Below are 16,742 nucleotides of genomic sequence, written 5' to 3'. Positions count from 1 at the left end.
ATGCTGCTGCGATTCACCAAGATGCACGGGCTGGGCAACGACTTCATGGTCATCGACCTGGTCACCCAGCACGCCCAGCTGTCAGCCAAGCAGATCCGCCAGTGGGGCGACCGCCACACCGGTGTCGGTTTTGACCAGCTGCTGCTGGTCGAGCCGCCAAGCACGCCCGATGCCGACTTCCGCTACCGGATTTTCAACGCCGACGGCAGCGAAGTCGAACAGTGCGGCAACGGTGCGCGCTGCTTTGCCCGCTTCGTGCAGGACAAGCGCCTGACCGCAAAGCAGACCATCCACGTCGAAACCGCCGGCGGCCCGATCGTACTCAAGGTAAACCGCGACAAGCAGATCACCGTCGACATGGGTGCGCCGCGTTTCGTGCCGGCCGAGATCCCGTTCCAGGCCGACGCTGAAGCTTGCGAATACAGCCTCGAGGTTGGCGGTGAGACCCTGCAGGTCGCCGCCGTATCCATGGGCAACCCGCATTGCGTTACCCTGGTATCGGATGTGCGCGACGGCACACTGGAGCGCCTTGGCGCCCTGATCGAAGCGCACCCGCGCTTTCCGCGCAAGGTCAACGCCGGCTTTATGCAGGTGGTTGACCGCCAGCACGCCCGTCTGCGGGTATACGAGCGCGGCGTCGGCGAGACCCAGGCCTGCGGCACCGGCGCCTGCGCTGCTGCCGTTGCCGGTATCCGCCTCGGCCTGCTCGACTCACCGGTACAGATCGATCTGCCCGGCGGCCGCCTGCAGATCGAGTGGGCCGGCCCGGGCCAACCGGTACTGATGACCGGCCCCGCCACCCGAGTTTACGAGGGACAGATCCGCGTATGAAGGAACAGCAGACACCGCAGCCGGCACAGATCAACGCCGAACAGGTCGCAGACTTCCTGCGTCGCCACCCGGCCTTCTTCGTCGAGCACGACGAGCTGCTGGCCGATCTGATCGTCCCGCACGAGGCCGGCCATGCGGTGTCGCTGGTGGAGCGTCAGGTCAAGCTGCTGCGCGAGCGCAATATCGATGTTCGCCATCGGCTCAATCAGTTGATGGACACCGCCCGCGAGAACGACAGACTGTTCGACAAGAGCCGTCGACTGATTCTCGGCATGCTGGAAGCGCAGAGTCCGGATCAGGTGATTGCCACCCTGGAAGACAGCCTGCGCACCGACTTTCAGGTACCCCATGTCAGCCTGATCCTGTTTACCGAGGCCGATCGCTACAGCAACGCCCACTGCGTCACCCACGCGGCGGCCAAGGAGGCCATCGGCCACCTGCTGGACAGTGACAAGCCGCTGGCCGGTGCGCTGCGTCCTGCCGAGCTGAGCTTCCTGTTCGCCGAGTCAGCCGAACAGGTGGCCTCCACCGCGCTGGCACCGATCCGCTACCAGGGCCTGCATGGCGTGCTGGCACTGGGCAGCGAAGACCCCCAGCAGTACCGCAGCGCCACCGGCACCCTGTTTCTGGGCTACGTCGCCGACGCGCTTGCCCGCGTGCTGCTGCGCCAACGCCCGCTGGCCGATGAAAGCCACACCTGAGCCGGCCGGCGTCGCCGACCCTGACATCAGCGCGTTTCTCGATCACCTGCGCATTGAGCGCAGGCTGTCGCCGCGTACCGTCGAAGCCTATCGCCACGACCTGCTCCGCCTCGACCTGTACCGGTCCGAACGCAGCTTGCCCGGCTGGGGCCAGCTGGACACCCAGCACCTGCGCCACTTCATCGCCAGCCAGCATCAGCATGGGTTGGCACCGCGCAGCCTGCAGCGCCTGCTGAGCGCCATTCGCAGCTTTTACCGCTTTCTCCAGCGCGAAGGGCGCAGCCGCCAGAACCCGGCACAGGATCTGCGCGCGCCCAAGGCACCGCGCACCCTGCCACGCACCCTCGACGCCGACCTGACCGCACAGTTGCTCGACAACACTGGTGAAGACGACTGGCTGCAGCGCCGCGATCAGGCCATGCTTGAGCTGTTCTACTCCTCCGGCCTGCGGCTGTCGGAGCTGGCCGGGCTGGACATGGCCGACATCGATCTGCAGCAAGGCGAAGTACGGGTAACCGGCAAGGGCAACAAGACCCGCGTGTTGCCGGTCGGGCGCATGGCGCGCCGTGCCCTGCGCGACTGGTTCAGCGTGCGCCCGACGCGCAAAGGGGCGCAGCAGCCGGTGTTCGTCAGCCAGCGCGGCAGCGCACTGACACCGCGCGCCATCCAGCTGCGCCTGCGCCGTCACGGCATCGAGCGCATCGGCCAGCATCTGCACCCGCACATGCTGCGCCACTCCTTCGCCAGCCACATGCTCGAATCCTCCGGCGACCTGCGCGCCGTGCAGGAGCTGCTCGGCCACGCCGATATCAGCACCACCCAGATTTACACCCATCTTGATTTCCAGCACCTGGCGCAGGTGTATGATCAGGCCCATCCCAGAGCCAAACGCAAGGCAGACAAATGATTCAACTGGTGACCTTTGACCTCGACAACACCCTGTGGGAAACCGAATCGGTGGTAGCCAATGCCGAACGGGTGCTGGCCGACTGGCTTGGCAAGCAGGCACCGGATTACACCGCCGCCCGTGACAAGGAGGCCCGCAAGGCATTGCTGGCCGAGGTACTGGATGCCGACCCCGAACTGCGCCACCGGGTCACAGCCCTGCGCATCGCGGTGCTGGAGCTGGGCCTGCGCCAGGCAGGCTATTCAGCGGACGAGGCAAAGCGACTGGCGCTGGCAGGCTTCGAGGTATTCATCGACGCACGGCACCGGCTGGAATACTTTCCGCATGCCGAACTGGTGCTGGAACTGCTGTCACGCCAGTACCAGCTGGCGTGTATCTCCAACGGCAACGCCGACGTGCGCCGGCTGGGTCTGGACCGCTATTTCAGCATTATCGTTTCGGCCGACGAAGTGGGCCTGAGCAAGCCGCATCCGGCACCCTTTGTCACCGCACTGGAACGGGCTGGCGTCGAGCCGCAGCAGGCGGTCCATATTGGCGATCATCCGGGTGATGACATCCAGGGGGCACTGGATGTGGGCATGCATACCCTGTGGTTCAACCCACAGGGTAGTGCCTGGGCGGGTCAGCAACGGGCCCATGGCGAAGTGCGCTGCCTGAGCGAGATTCCGCCCTGGCTGAACCGCTACCAGCGCTACGCCAAGCGCTGAACGGTGGCTACGGCAGCGTCAGATAGGACGGCTGCCGTACTTGCTCTCAGGCTTTCTCGGCGGATCAGAGACGACGTTGTCGTCAATCTGCTGGACCTTGCCGCCTCGGGCCATGAATTCTTCGATCTGACGGGCCAGCATCTCGCGCTCACGCTCCTTGGCCTCCATCGACGCCCCTTCCAGGTCATCCGCCGAGGACGATGCCTTCTTGCGCGACTTGCCGCTGGAAACCGGTTCGCCGTCGTCACCGTCATCGCTGTCGTCTACCACATCATCCTGATCGTCGACCTCGGAGTCGTCCATACCATCCAGATCGTCGTCCAGATCATCACTCATGCCTGAATCCTCACAGTGGAAAACAGGCTATATATAGTTCATCGAGGGAATTTGGCTAGTCTTGCGAAAAAAAATTTTCGCCTGTAGCGCCTGCCCTAGACGGCCAGCCTATAAAACAGCTCCCTCGCTCAGGCGCGCCAGCTGATCCAGATCGGTCTGCACCCCGGACGTTTCCCGAATGCGGGTCAGAATCTCGCGCTTGAGGGCGATAAATTCCGGCTCCAGCTTCATATCCTGATGCCGCACCTTGGGCAGCGGCACCTCGTAGACGCTGTCGATCCGACCCGGGCGCGGCGCCATCAGCACGATGCGGGTGCCCAGATAAATCGCCTCCTCCACATCGTGGGTGACGAACAGGATGGTGCTCTTCTCTAGCCGGTGCACGTGCAGGATCAGATCGTGCATCACCTCGCGGGTCTGCGCATCGAGCGCGCCGAAGGGCTCATCCATCAGCAGAAAATCCGGCCGCGGCATCAGCGCGCGGGCAATCGCCACCCGCTGCTGCATGCCGCCGGACAACTGACTGGGATAGGCACCGGCAAAGTTCTTCAGCCCCATCAGATTAAGCAGCGCATCGGCGCGGCCGCTGGCAGCCTCGACGTCGGACTGGCTGTGTACCGAGTCGGCGATGACCTTGAGCTGGCGGCAGAACTTGATGTTCTCGGTGACCGTCAGCCACGGGTAGAGACTGTAGTGCTGGAAGACCATGGCGCGGTCCACACCAGGGCCGTCAATCGGCTCGCCACGCAGCAGAATGTCGCCGCTGCTGTGGGTTTCCAGCCCGGCCATGATGCGCAGCAGGGTCGACTTGCCGCAGCCGGAAGCGCCGACAAAGGTAATGAACTCGTTGGGCTGCACTTCGAGGTTGACGTCGCGCAGCGCCTCGATGGTCTGGTTGCGGGCGGCGAACTGCTTGCCCACGTTGCGAATGCTGATACAGGACTGGTCCATGGGCTTACCTCTTCTGCCAGTGGAAGGCGCGGCGACCCAGCCAGCGGAACGCCTGGTCGGTCAGCAGACCGATGAGGCCGATCAGCAGGATGCCGGCGAAAATCTTGTCGGTGTGCATGTAGCGCTGGGCGCGCAGAATGGCGTACCCAAGGCCCGAGTTGGAGGCCACCAGTTCGGCCACCACCAGATAGGTCCAGGCCCAGCCGCAGGTGATGCGCAGGGTATCGAGCAAGGCCGGACGGGCCGAGGGCAGTACCACCAGGCGGATGATTTCGCTGCGCGAGGCGCCCATGGTCTGCGCTGCTTCAATCTGCGCCATCGGCACCCGGCGAATGTCTTCTGCGGCCATCAGCACCATCTGAAAGAAGGTCCCGATAAAGATGATCAGAATCTTCGAGCCCTCGCCGATCCCGACCCAGAGCATTACCAGCGGAATAAAGGCGACCGCCGGCATATAGCGGATAAAGTCGATCAATGGCTCCAGCGTTGCCTGCACCGGCTTGTAGGTGCCCAGATACAGCCCCAACGGCAGCGCGATCATCGCCGAGAGCAGAAAGCCGGCCATGACCCGGTAGACGCTGATCCAGATGTCGTCCCACAGACCATCCTCCTGCCACCAGCTGACAACGCGTTCCAGCACCGCGCCGGGGCCCGGCATGAACAGCGGGTCATTCAGACCCAGCGCGCTGTAGAGCCACCAGATGAAAAACGGCGCTGCCAGGCCAACGGCGGTCAGCAGGGCACTGGTGCGTGAGGACAGGCTGCCGCGCACGACCCACCAGCGCGAGCGGGGTTTGTGCTTGACTGCAACCGCGGGGGTTTCGGGTAGGGGGGCTGGTGCGTTCATACCAGTGTCTCCGTGGTGAGGTGCTGCAGGCGCGGCAACGAGGTCGGGCGCCAGCCATTCTCGGGTGGATAGATACCGAGCCAGCCGACCGGCAGCGCATCCCAGCGCGCCGGATCGGCGGGTACGGAAAACAGGCCGCCGGTGGCGGCGGGCAAGGTGCTGAACAAAATCTGCCAGGGCCGCTCGCCGCCCTGAATACGGCCGAAGGTCAGCTCGCAGCCAAGCAGGTGTTCAGCGCTGCGTGCACAGTCGTGTTGCAGGTATTCGGACAGTGAACGGCCACGGCCCAGGCGCACGGGGCGGTCCGCGGCGAACATAAAGTAGTCACCGGCGCGCAGCAGGCAGGCCTGACGACCGGAGCCGTCGGCGCTCAGCAGCCAGGTTTCTGCGACCGGGCCGCACGAGTCCGGCAAACGGCGCCAGATTTCCAGATAGCTGCCGTTCAGTGCGCTCTCGTGAACCTCATCGCTGCTGACAAACTGCATGTTGCCGATGTCAGTGCCGCTGTCCGGGTGGAAATCGATGATGCGGTGCCACTGGCAACGGCCAGAAGTGGCCTCGGTCAGGCCGGCAAAGCCCGCCTGTGCAGCGCGCTCAAACGGCAGTTTCGGTGTCGGATCGGGAATCCGCAGGTCCGCGTGCAGATGCGCACTCTGCAGCCAGAACACCCGGGTTGCGATGTCCTCGGTGCCGTCGGACAGACGCAGCAGGGTGCGCTGCCAGACGCCGTGATAGGCCTCGGGAACGGCGTTCATGCGTGGTACTCCGGGAAGCGTTTGAGGGTGCGCCAGAACACCATGTCGTGGTTGGGCCACAGCTCGGCGCCGGTCTCGCCGGCGATGCGTTTCAGCTTGCGGATGCTGTCCAGCGCCATGTCCTCGCGGTCGCGCCAGCACAGGCCGGGCGCGATTTCATCATCGAGGTTTTCAGTCAGGTCGGCGGCATCACCGGTGAGGATCACCGGCGCACCGGTCGGCAGTTCGATCATCAGCGACATGTGCCCGGCGGTGTGGCCCGGCGTGTTGATCGCCCGCAGGCCGGGCAGCAGATCGTACTCGTCCTGCTGCAGGCGCCAGCGCACGTTGCCGGTAAAGTCATCGGCGAAGTAGGCGTTGTCCGCTGGTTCACGGGCAGCGTGCAACTCGTCTTCGTGGACATGCACTTCGGCGCCGCAGACGTCGCACAGGCCACCGGCGTGATCAAAATGCAGGTGGCTGAGAAACACCATGTCGATGTCCTTGCAGGTCAGCCCGAGCTTGGCCAGATGCGCTTCCAGTCGCTGCTCTTCGCTCATCTGCGGCGGCCCCATGGGAAACTCCACCGGGTCGTACCAGCGGGCGCGCAGCGTTGGATCGCTCAGCTTGTTGTAGTCGCAGCCGACGTCGAACAGCACCCGGCCCTGTCTGGTCTCGATCAGAAAGGCCAGAATCGGCGCCTCGATCTGTACGCCGTGGCCACGGCCACGGGTCGAGATTGACTTGTCGTAATGGTGGGTGGCGGTCAGCAACGGCCAGAGTTTCTGCACCTGAGTCATGCTGCCTCCCGCAGGGCGCTGAGCAGCGCCGCACTGTCACAGACTTCGCCAAAGATGCCGCCCTCGACGCCAATCATCGCCAACGCGGCGGCGTGCAGCTCGGGATGCGCAGACGCGCAGGCGTCGCTGACGGTCAGACAGTTGAAGCCGCGGTCAATCGCGCTGCGCAGGGTCGAGCTGACACAGACCTCGGTGGTTACCCCGGTGATGATCAGCGTGTCGATACCGCGGCTGCGCAGGATCAGTTCCAGGTCGGTGGCGGCAAAGGCGCAGTAGCCGGGCTTGTCGATCACCGGCTCTCCGACCTGCGGCTGCAGCTCGTCGATCAGGTCATGGCCGTACTCGCCACGCACCAGCAGCCGACCGAGCGGGCCTGCTGCGCCAATCGGCGCGCCGCTGCGCTCGGCGCGGATGCGTTTCCAGTCGGGCAGGTCGGACAAATCCGGGCGGTGCCCTTCGCGGGTATGTACCACCAACATGCCGCTGGCCCGCGCCGCTGCAAGCAGGCGCTGCTGAGCCGGAATCGGCGCGCGCAGGCAGGCGATATCCAGCCCGGCCTGATCGGCGTAACCGCCGAGGGCGCAGAAGTCGCGCTGCATGTCGATCAGCAGCAGCGCGGTACGTGACGGCAACAGCGGCAGCATCTCAGGCCTCCAGCTTGAATTCGTGACGCACCGCAGCGGCGATGCCGGTGACGATGTCGTCAGCCATGCGTGCGCCCTTCTCTGCGGTCGACCCCAGCGCCGAGGACAGCACTCCGGACGGTGGCACCCACTCGGTGCGGGTCGGGTACATGTCGTAGGGCGGAAAGTCGGCCGGCGGGTCGTTCGGGATTTTGTCGAGGCTGACCAGATGCGGCAGGTAATGCAGCATCAGCGAGGTTTCGATCACCGCGGCGTGCTCCAGCGCAAAGCCGGGGAAACCATCGGGGAAGATATCGTCCAGCGTCTCTTCCTTGCAGAAGTCCCAGTGCTCCAGGCGCATGACTTCAAGATCACAGGCCGGCCCCAGCTCGCGCAGCGCCAGCTGGATGCCCTCGGTAACAAACCAGGTGTTCTCGTAATGCCCCAGCACCAGCACCAGGCGCTTCACGCCATGACGGGCAAACTCGCGTACCGCATCCTGCACCAGCGCAATCAGAGTCGCGCCGTCAAGGCTGGTGGTGCCGCAGAAATGCTGACCGCCGCCGCACTTGGGCTGCGACTTGTAGCCGTAGGCCAGCGCCGGGGCGACGATGCCACCAATCTGCGCCGCCACATCGGCGCTCAATGCGGTCGACAGCAACGCATCGGTGCCCAGCGGCAGGTGCGGGCCGTGCTGCTCGGTCGCGCCGCAGGGCAGAAACACCACCGCACCCTGCTCGACCCGTTGCCGGTATTCGACCCAGCTGATCTGATCCATATAGACACTTGCCATCAGGACGTACTCCTCGTCAGTTGCGCGGGTGAACGCTCGGGCCAGCCGGCCATCACCGCCGCCAGCGTGACCATGCCGGCCCCCAGCCAGGTGCGCGGTGCGATCACCTCATCGTTGAACCAGGCCACCGACAACACGGCGGCGATCAATTCGAATACCACCAGCACGGCTGCGCGGCTGGCCTCCAGGTGGGTCACGCCGTATTGCGCGCCCAGGGTGGCGAGCAGCAGCCAACCCACCGCAAACAGTGCGATCCACAGCCAGGTCGTCGACGCCAGCGCCGGCAACCCCTTGGCGAACAGCAGGCAGGCGGCACCGGCAAACAGGCTGCTGCCAACGAAGGCGGCGACCGTTTTGCTCAACATCGGCACCCGATCCGCCGCCCGCGTCGCCAGGTTGTTCAGGGCGAAGCCCAATCCGGCGCTCAGCGCCAGCCAGTCGATCGCGGTGAGGCTGGCGAAGGTTTGCGCATTGACGCCCAGCGTCAGGGCGATGCCCGCGAGCGCCAGCACCAGTGCGGCGACACGCAGCGCGGTCAGCCGTTCACGCAGCAGCAGCCAGCCGCCGAGCACGCCCCACACCGGCGCCAGATAGAACAGCAGCATCACCCGCACCAGATCCTCGGCCAGCGACAGCGATGACAGCAGCGCCGCGTTCGCCCAACCGCCAAACAGCACGATGCCCAGCACCCCCCAGCGCTGCTGCCACCAGCCGGCGCGCTGCCAATACAGCAGCGGCAGGGCAAACACTGCGATCAGGCCGTAGCTGGCCAGCACCATGGGAAAGCCATCAATACCCTGCGCCGCGAACGCCTGCAGCGGCAGCCAGCTGGTGCCCCAGAGCACCGTTGCCAGAATCAGTACCCATTCCGGACGCAGCATCAGCCACCCATCCAGGCGCCACCGTTGGCGCCGAGCACCTGCCCGGTAAAGAAACTCGCTGCCGGCGACAGCAGGAAGCAGACCGCCGCAGCAATCTCCTCCGGCTGGCCGAGGCGCGCGGCCGGAATGGCCAGCTCCCTGGCAATCCACTCTTCGCTCATGTGCTCCAGCGAGACCATCGCGGTTTCCACCGGGCCGGGCGCCACCGCGTTGATGCGAATAGCGGGCGCAAACTCGCGCGCCAGCGCCTTGGTCATGCCGATCACGCCGGCCTTGGCGGTGCAGTAGGCAACATAGTTTTCGCGCCCCAGCTGACCCAGCTCGGAAGCGATATTGACGATGGCCCCGCGGCCCGCCCCACTCATGCTTTCCAGCGCACAGCGGCAGCAGCGATAAACACCATCCAGATCGACCGCCATGATCCGCCGCCAGTCGTCTTCCGAGGTGTCCAGAAAGCCCTGCTCCTGAATGATTCCGGCGTTATTTACCAGCCCGTGCAGCGGGCCGGTGGCGGTGATGCAGGCGAACATTTCCTCCACCGCATCCGGGTCGCTGACATCCGCCTCGATCGCCACCGCGCGGCCGCCAACCGCGCGAATCTGCTCCACCAGATCAGCGCTGGCACCGGCCTGGCCCAGATGGTTGATCCAGACTTCGGCGCCCTGCCCCGCCAGCATCAGCGCGCAGGCGCGGCCGATACCGGTAGCGGCGCCGGTGACCAGAATGCGCTGGCCTTTCAACTCGACCTTCAACATCAGTGCATGACCTCCCCGCGACTGACCACGATGGCCTGCCCGGTAATGGCGGCCGAGGCCGGCGCGCCGAGAAACAGAAAGGTGCCGGCCAGATCGGCAGGCGTCAGCAATTCAGGGATCGCCTGCGCGGCGAGGATGTGCTCCAGCTCCTCGGCCTCACTGCGGCCGCTGCCCTGCGCCATATTGCGCAGGGACGCCATGGCTGCGTCGGTGCCGACCCAGCCGGGGCACACGGCATTGACGCGAATACCCTGCCCGCCGAGCTCCCACGCCAGTGAGCGGGTCAGGCCGATCACCGCGTGCTTGCTGGCAACGTAGGCGGAGAATCCGGCCACGGCACTCAGCCCCCAGATCGAGGACTGGTTGATCACGCTGCTGCCCTTGCCCAGCAGCGGCAGCAGTGCGCGGGTCAGGCGCAGCATCGACACCACGTTGTTATCCAGCTGGTGCTGCCAGCGCCGGTTGGCGTCGGCGGCGCTATCACTGAGCGGCGTTGGCTGTTCCATGCCGGCGTTATTGATCAACACATCCACCTGCGGCTGACGCTGGCCCAGTCGGCTGGCGTAATCGGCCACCGCCGCGTCGTCGTTCAGATCCAGCACCCGGCCGTGCACCTGGGTCACCGCCGAGAGCTGCTCGACGGTAGCCGCCAGCGCCTGTGCATTGCGGTCGACCAGCTCCAGCCGCGCGCCCTGCGCGGCAAAGGCCTGCGCCAGGCCCAGACCGATGCCACTGGCGGCGCCGGTAATCACCACGGTGCGGCCCTGATAATCCAGCGTCTGCATATTCATACCGCCGTCAGGAAGGACACGCCCACCGCGCCGTAGAAGTTCTCGGCACGCTTGGGACCATCAACGAATTCACCGTAGTCATCGCTCAGCACCCGGCGCACCCGGTGGCGGTGGAAGCTGCTGAGCAGCTCGCTCATCGGCACTACCTGACGGTAGGCATCGCCGTACAGCTCTTCGTGCAGTTTGGGCAGGCGATACCAGGGCGCGACCGGCTTCTCGTGATGGGCGTTGTGATAGGCAAAGTTGAGCAGCAGCAGGTTGAGCGACGGCCAGCGCAGCGACACCACATTGCTGAAAGTGTTGAGCTGCTCATAAGCGCGGTCACGCAGCTTGTCGGCCGGGATCTTGCCGTCCTCTTCCAGCACGGCGAAGGCGTCGTAGGTGTGCTGGTAGGCATCGGCAAACCGCAGCACGGTGACCATGATCAGCCAGGCAACGCAGTAGAGCACCAGCGCACTGAACGACAGCCAGCCGAGCAGGGCAAACAGCGCGGTACGGATCAGCAGCACCGTCAGCACCTTGCCGCGGCGGGCACGGTGTTTCTCGCTCTGGCTGATAAACGGCAGCAGCACCACGTAGAAATGCATGATCAGCTCAACCGCCGGGATATACGCCCACTCAAGCGCGAGAATCAGCTTGCGTGCCCAGTTCGGCAGGCCGTTGATGAATGCCTTGCTGTCGAAGGTGATGACGTCGGCGCGATCGACGTGATGGCGCATGTGCTTGCGCCGCAGATCCTGAAAGTCGGCGTAGCAGCCGCCGGTCATCCAGCTGAAAACCTCGCCGGCCAGCGCGTTGTGGGCAGGCTTGCTGAAAATGGTGCCGTGGGCAAATTCGTGAATCAGGTAGGCGCCGATGATCATCGCGTGCGCCAGCAACAGCAGCCCGCCCAGCTTGGCCAGCCAGAACGGGGTCAGCAGCAGACCGAGGCCGATCAGGTAGCCGCCGACGCTGTAGGCGATCGCCAGACTGTTCCAGACCCGGCCATCGGCGTAACGGTAAAGTGGTTTGGACGTGGACATGATTCCTCCGCAAGTCCCGATCAGGGCAGGCGCAAGCGCCTGCCCGTGGTCTTACTGGGTAAGCTCAGTGACAAAACTGGCGTCAAAGGTGTCGGCAAAATCCGGGATCGCCGGGATCTGCTTGTTCTTCAGCAGCAGGTCGGCGATCACCGCACCACTGCCATAAAACGACGTGGTTTCGCTGGACTCGACAAAGTTCTGGCCCATCTCGGCAAGCGGAATGTTGTAGACGCCTTCCATCTGCTCCAGCGCCTCGGCACCGCTCACGCCCAGCACCTTGCCGATGATCTCTGCGCTCTCTTCCGGGTGCGCCTGCATGTATTCCAGGCCGGCCTGATAGCCCTTGATCATGGCGGTGATGGCTTCGGGGTTTTCCTCGATCTGCTCTTCGGTGAAGGCCAGCACGTCGGTGATCAGGCCCGGTGCGTCCTTGGAGGAATACACCACGTGGAATTTGTCGCCGCCGCCCATGGCGAGGATCTGCGATACGTTCGGCTCGTAGGTCACGCCAATCGGCAGGCTGCCGGAAGCCATGGCGCTGGGAATGCCTTCAGGCGTCATGTTGACCGACTGAATGTCCTTCTCGCCCATGCCGTTGATCTGCAGCGCGTAGGCCAGCAGAAAGTCGGACGGTGACAGCGGGTTGAAACCCACCTGTTTGCCCTTGAAATCGGCAATGCTGGTGATGGATTTGTCGGCAACGATGGCGTCACCGCCGTAGGAGAAGTCGATCGGCATGACCACCCGGTGCGGCAGGCCCTTGGCCACCGAACCGACCACCTGGTCGTAGGTCAGCATCGCGCCATCGACAGCGTTACCCGCCATGGCAGACGGCAGCAACGCCGGGTCATTGAAGAACTGCAGCTCGACATCCAGACCAAACTGGTCGTACAGATCGAGTTTGTCAGCCACATAGAACGGACCGTAACCGGCCCACACAACCGTACCGATGGTCATGGAGTCGGCGGCGTGTGCGGCAACAGGAGACAGGGCGGCAGCGGCAGCCAGACTGATGCCGGCCAGGGACTTGCGGACAAAGCTGAAGCGTGGGGCGGTCATGGGTACAACTCCTACACAGTGAGAAAAGGCGCACGGGGACAACGTCGTCATGACGGTCTCCCGGGCTTTTATCCCGCCGTGTAGCCCTCATTCCTTGAGAGCCGGAAAACTCTCGGACCAGACACTTGCCACGCAAGCCGGAACCCTAGTTCGCCTGAGTACCACTCCAGTGTGTGATGCGTCATGAGTCAATGACGACTCATCCCGTTTCACTGAGACTCAATGCACGGTTGGTGCCAGCTTTTTGATACCTGTCGGAAATGATCTATTTATCAGCCAGTTGCGAGCATCGCTGGCGACGGCGCTGATGCAATGGTCACCTGACGTCACTCAAATTCGCCCTGATTTGGGGCGAGCGCCCCGGGATGCACCCGGTTCAGTCGCACTGTCCCTGCAAGGTTGCCAGCACCCGGCGACTGCCGGCATGCTCCCGGTGTTCCCCGAGATAGAGACCTTGCCAGGTGCCAACGGCGAGTCTGCTCGCAGTTACCGGCAGGGTCAGTTGCACACCCAGCAGGCTCGACTTGATATGCGCTGTCATGTCGTCCGGGCCTTCGTAGGTATGCTTGAAGTAGGGGGCGTCATCCGGCACCGCGCGCCGGAAGAACGCCTCGAAGTCGCCGCGTACCAGCGGATCGGCGTTCTCGTTGACAGTCAGCGACGCCGAGGTGTGTTGCAGCCACAGATGCAGCAGCCCCACGCGCACCTCGGTCAGCTCTGGCAGCGCACGCAGAATCTCGTCATCGATCAGGTGAAAGCCCCGCGCGCGGGGCTTGAGAGCAATGCTGCGCTGCAGCCACATAGCAGAAGGGTCCTTGCTGGCAGGTTGCGGAGAATGGTCGCTGCCTGTTGCCCAACCGCGCCTTATTACAGGCGACTGACGCGCAACCGCAGCGCGTTGCTGATGACGCTGACCGACGACAGCGACATTGCCGCCGCCGCAATCATCGGTGACAGCAACATGCCACTGAGCGGATACAGCACCCCGGCAGCAATAGGCACGCCAAGCGCGTTGTAGACAAAGGCCAGGAACAGATTCTGCCTGATATTGCGCATGGTCGCACGAGACAGCCGCCGCGCCGTCACCAGGCCCATCAGGTCACCACGCAACAGAGTCACCCCTGCGCTTTCAATGGCAACATCGGTGCCGGTTCCCATAGCCACACCGACATCGGCTGTCGCCAGCGCCGGCGCATCGTTCACACCGTCGCCAGCCATCAGCACCACGCGCCCCTGCTGCTGCAACTGTTGAACAATGTTTGCCTTGTCCTCTGGCAACACCTCAGCCTCCACCCGGTCAATATGCAGACGCCGCGCTACCGCCTCGGCCGATGTGCGGTTATCACCGGTGAGCATCACCACTTCCAACCCTTCAGCCTGCAGCGCCTGCACCGCCTGCTCGGTGGTCTGCTTGACCGGATCGGCAATCGCCAGCAGACCGGCAACCTGCTCACCGACAGCGACGAAAATGACCGTGGCACCGTCTGCGCGCAACCGATCAGCCTGCGCCTCGTGTTTCGCCACCGGCAACTGCAGACTCTCCATCAGCAACCGGTTACCCAGCGCCACCCGCTGGCCCTGGACCGTACCTACCACGCCCTTGCCGTTAGGCGAGTCAAACTCGGCGGCCTCCTGCAAACTGACACCAGCGTCTTGAGCATGCTCGACTATCGCCCGCGCCAGCGGATGCTCGCTGCTGCGCTCCAGCGAGGCAGCCAGGCTGATCAGATCGGCCTCAGCGACGCCGCCCAGGCAAACCACTTCAACCACCTTGGGCGCGCCTTCGGTCAGCGTCCCGGTCTTGTCGACCACCACCGTGGTCACCGCTTCCAGCCGCTGCAACGCCTCCGCGTCGCGGATCAGCACACCATGCTGGGCACCACGTCCGACGCCGACCATGATCGACATCGGCGTCGCCAGCCCCAGCGCACAGGGGCAAGCAATGATCAGCACGCTGACTGCGGCGATCAGGCCATAGGCCATCGGCGGTTGAGGTCCCCACAGCGACCAGCAGATAAACGCCAACAGCGCCACCAACACGACAGCCGGCACAAACTAGGCAGCGACCCGATCCACCAGCCCCTGAATCGGGGCCCGGCTGCGCTGGGCGCTGGACACCATGCTGACAATCTGCGCCAGCATGGTGTCGTGACCAACCTTGTCGGCGCGCATGACGAAGGCGCCCTGGCCATTCATGCTGCCGCCGATTACCTGATCTCCGGCGGCACGCGAAACCGCCATCGGTTCGCCCGTCACCATGGACTCGTCGATGTTTGAACGACCCTCGAGTATTTCCCCATCCAACGGCACCCGGTCGCCGGGACGAACGCGCAGGCGGTCACCCACCTGAACATGCTCAAGCGGCACTTCCTGCTCGTTCCCATCCGCGTCCAGGCGCCGAGCGGTGGCGGGAGCCAGATCCAGCAGTGCACGAATGGCACCACTGGTTTTCTCCCGCGCTCGCAGCTCAAGTACCTGCCCGAGCAGCACCAGAACGATCACCACCGCCGCCGCTTCAAAGTACACCGCGACCGACCCATCGTGCTGGCGGAACGCCTCGGGGAACAGGCCTGGCATCAGCGTCGCCAGCACACTGAACAGCCAGGCCGTGCCGGTGCCGATGGCAATCAGAGTGAACATGTTGAGATTGAGCGTGCGCAGCGAGCGCCAGCCACGCAGGAAGAAGGGCCAGCCACACCAGAGCACCACCGGCGTACCGAGTACCAGCTGCAGCCAGTTGGCCGCCTGAGGCGCGATCAGCTGGTGCAGACCGAATAGATGGCCACCCATTTCCATGATGAAGACGGGTAACGTCAGTACCAGACCAATCCAGAAGCGACGCGTCATGTCCTGCAACTCGGCCGAGCTTCCGGTATCGGCCGTCACGGTTTCCGGTTCCAGCGCCATGCCGCATTTCGGACAGTCTCCCGGCCCCTCCTGACGCACTTCAGGATGCATGGGGCAGGTGTAGATAGTGCCGACCGGGAGCGCGTCCTCTACCTTCTCCTCCGGCTTCAGATAATCCTGAGGCTGACTTGCGAACTTCTCGCAGCAACGCGCCGAGCAGAAATACCATGTGCGCCCCTGATAGGTGTATCGATGCGCTGTTGTGTGCGGATCAACCTGCATCCCGCAGACCGGGTCGGTCACTCGACCACCCGCTTCAGGCCCGTCGTGATGATGGCAATGATGAGCATCGGACATAAGAGCTCCCTGTGATCAGTACCCACAACTGTCGCCGCACCAGCGGCGCCAGCTCTAGTGAAGTTATGGCAACGTACAGCCTTGCGCCCGCACTCAGAATGCGAGGCGAACCCCCGCCACGGCAAACCAGCCGTCCCGATCCTCACCCTCGTCTGCGGCAAACTCGGCAGTACGCCCAAAGGCCCGCTCGTAGTGCACACCAACGTAGGGCACGATGGAGCGATCAACCAGGTCGTAGCTCAACCGCAACCCCGCCTCCATGCCGCTGAGCCCACGGCCGACGCCCACCGCCTCGTCGTCGGAGAACGCCGCATCCAGCTCCAGCTAGGGGGTCAGATGCAGGCGATTGTTCAGCAGCAGCTCGTACTCCAGCGCGAGATCCAGCGACAGATCGCCGTACTCGTTCACGTAGAGGTTACTATCCATCTCCAGCCAGTAGGGCAGCAGACCATTCAGGCCGACAAATGCGTACTGCCGGTTCTCACCGTCTGGCGTGTCAAACCGCAGGCCGCCGCGCAGATCGATAAAGTCGCTGACCGGGGTTTGCAGCGCGAGACGGTTGTCCAGCGTCTCCCAACTGTCGTGATCAAAGCTGTATTCGGCCTCGCTCAGCCAAAGCGCTTTCAACTCATCGGTGCCCCACCAGGCTTCGGTGCTCCAGTATCCAAGCTCCTCGCCACTGTCGCCATAGCGGTATTCCAGCGCGTCGGCCTGCAGGCCATAGAAATAGCCGTGGTGCATGGAGTGACGCATCTGCTCGGCTGCTGCCGACGCCGAAACCATCAGCAGCAACGGGATCA

17 protein-coding genes, 2 pseudogenes and 1 riboswitch are annotated in these 16,742 nt (G+C 64.2%); of the genes and pseudogenes, 4 read left to right on the top strand and 15 right to left on the bottom strand.

Going from position 1 to position 16,742, the window contains the following annotated elements; genetic code table 11:
- Genes dapF through AC13EY_RS03430 form a run of 4 tightly spaced genes read left to right on the top strand, consistent with a single transcriptional unit; the run spans position 1 to position 3,146 of the window.
- A complete protein-coding gene (dapF, locus tag AC13EY_RS03445; RefSeq protein WP_088276275.1) occupies positions 1 to 831 on the top strand; it encodes a diaminopimelate epimerase in 831 nt (276 codons plus the stop codon).
- Complete coding sequence (locus tag AC13EY_RS03440; protein ID WP_285677322.1) at positions 828 to 1,532, top strand: DUF484 family protein; 705 nt, start codon at positions 828 to 830, stop codon at positions 1,530 to 1,532. Before dapF ends, AC13EY_RS03440 begins: the two co-directional genes overlap by 4 nt.
- On the top strand, positions 1,516 to 2,439 hold the full coding sequence (gene xerC / locus AC13EY_RS03435) for a tyrosine recombinase XerC (RefSeq protein ID WP_474121113.1): 924 nt from the start codon (positions 1,516 to 1,518) through the stop codon (positions 2,437 to 2,439). The genes AC13EY_RS03440 and xerC overlap by 17 nt, the downstream gene beginning before the upstream one ends.
- Positions 2,436 to 3,146 (top strand): HAD family hydrolase, encoded by a 711-nt coding sequence (locus AC13EY_RS03430; RefSeq protein ID WP_228245679.1) that lies wholly within the window; start codon positions 2,436 to 2,438, stop codon positions 3,144 to 3,146. Before xerC ends, AC13EY_RS03430 begins: the two co-directional genes overlap by 4 nt.
- A gap of 18 nt (positions 3,147 to 3,164) precedes the next feature.
- On the opposite strand, the gene AC13EY_RS03425 is transcribed toward AC13EY_RS03430, so the two are convergent.
- From AC13EY_RS03425 to AC13EY_RS03355, 15 genes and pseudogenes are all read right to left on the bottom strand, one after another.
- On the bottom strand, positions 3,165 to 3,482 hold the full coding sequence (locus AC13EY_RS03425; protein ID WP_088276279.1) for a hypothetical protein: 318 nt from the start codon (positions 3,480 to 3,482) through the stop codon (positions 3,165 to 3,167).
- 108 nt (positions 3,483 to 3,590) lie between these two features.
- On the bottom strand, positions 3,591 to 4,433 hold the full coding sequence (locus tag AC13EY_RS03420; RefSeq protein ID WP_228245678.1) for an ABC transporter ATP-binding protein: 843 nt from the start codon (positions 4,431 to 4,433) through the stop codon (positions 3,591 to 3,593).
- A gap of 4 nt (positions 4,434 to 4,437) precedes the next feature.
- Entirely contained in the window at positions 4,438 to 5,280 is an 843-nt protein-coding gene (locus AC13EY_RS03415) for an ABC transporter permease (RefSeq protein WP_228245677.1), read from the bottom strand.
- Positions 5,277 to 6,035, bottom strand: a complete 759-nt coding sequence (locus tag AC13EY_RS03410) for a hypothetical protein (RefSeq protein ID WP_228245676.1) — start codon at positions 6,033 to 6,035, stop codon at positions 5,277 to 5,279. Before AC13EY_RS03410 ends, AC13EY_RS03415 begins: the two co-directional genes overlap by 4 nt.
- Complete coding sequence (locus AC13EY_RS03405) at positions 6,032 to 6,814, bottom strand: N-acyl homoserine lactonase family protein (protein ID WP_228245675.1); 783 nt, start codon at positions 6,812 to 6,814, stop codon at positions 6,032 to 6,034. The genes AC13EY_RS03410 and AC13EY_RS03405 overlap by 4 nt, the downstream gene beginning before the upstream one ends.
- Positions 6,811 to 7,458, bottom strand: a complete 648-nt coding sequence (locus tag AC13EY_RS03400; protein WP_228245674.1) for a cysteine hydrolase family protein — start codon at positions 7,456 to 7,458, stop codon at positions 6,811 to 6,813. Before AC13EY_RS03400 ends, AC13EY_RS03405 begins: the two co-directional genes overlap by 4 nt.
- Position 7,459: 1 nt before the next feature.
- Positions 7,460 to 8,230, bottom strand: coding sequence for a creatininase (locus AC13EY_RS03395; RefSeq protein ID WP_228245673.1), 771 nt, complete (start codon positions 8,228 to 8,230; stop codon positions 7,460 to 7,462).
- Entirely contained in the window at positions 8,230 to 9,111 is an 882-nt protein-coding gene (locus AC13EY_RS03390) for a DMT family transporter (RefSeq protein ID WP_228245672.1), read from the bottom strand. Before AC13EY_RS03390 ends, AC13EY_RS03395 begins: the two co-directional genes overlap by 1 nt.
- Positions 9,111 to 9,866: an SDR family NAD(P)-dependent oxidoreductase gene (locus AC13EY_RS03385; protein WP_228245671.1), complete on the bottom strand. Its 756-nt coding sequence runs from the start codon at positions 9,864 to 9,866 to the stop codon at positions 9,111 to 9,113. Before AC13EY_RS03385 ends, AC13EY_RS03390 begins: the two co-directional genes overlap by 1 nt.
- Positions 9,866 to 10,657 (bottom strand): SDR family NAD(P)-dependent oxidoreductase, encoded by a 792-nt coding sequence (locus AC13EY_RS03380; protein WP_228245670.1) that lies wholly within the window; start codon positions 10,655 to 10,657, stop codon positions 9,866 to 9,868. Before AC13EY_RS03380 ends, AC13EY_RS03385 begins: the two co-directional genes overlap by 1 nt.
- A complete protein-coding gene (locus AC13EY_RS03375; RefSeq protein ID WP_228245669.1) occupies positions 10,654 to 11,679 on the bottom strand; it encodes a fatty acid desaturase family protein in 1,026 nt (341 codons plus the stop codon). Before AC13EY_RS03375 ends, AC13EY_RS03380 begins: the two co-directional genes overlap by 4 nt.
- A gap of 51 nt (positions 11,680 to 11,730) precedes the next feature.
- Positions 11,731 to 12,738, bottom strand: coding sequence for an ABC transporter substrate-binding protein (locus AC13EY_RS03370; protein ID WP_228245668.1), 1,008 nt, complete (start codon positions 12,736 to 12,738; stop codon positions 11,731 to 11,733).
- Between the two features lie 55 nt (positions 12,739 to 12,793).
- Positions 12,794 to 12,898: riboswitch (guanidine-I (ykkC/yxkD leader) on the bottom strand.
- Between the two features lie 216 nt (positions 12,899 to 13,114).
- Positions 13,115 to 13,540 carry a secondary thiamine-phosphate synthase enzyme YjbQ gene (locus AC13EY_RS03365; protein ID WP_228245667.1) on the bottom strand — a complete coding sequence of 142 codons (426 nt, stop codon included), beginning with the start codon at positions 13,538 to 13,540 and terminating at the stop codon, positions 13,115 to 13,117.
- 65 nt (positions 13,541 to 13,605) lie between these two features.
- Positions 13,606 to 15,942: pseudogene (locus AC13EY_RS03360) on the bottom strand (heavy metal translocating P-type ATPase).
- Between the two features lie 93 nt (positions 15,943 to 16,035).
- Positions 16,036 to 16,683: pseudogene (locus tag AC13EY_RS03355) on the bottom strand (copper resistance protein B).
- Positions 16,684 to 16,742 lie beyond the last annotated feature (59 nt).

Source organism: Halopseudomonas sp. L-58, from assembly GCF_056859475.1.
Note: the sequence above shows the minus strand (reverse complement) of the source record. Positions and strands in the feature narration are given on the sequence as shown.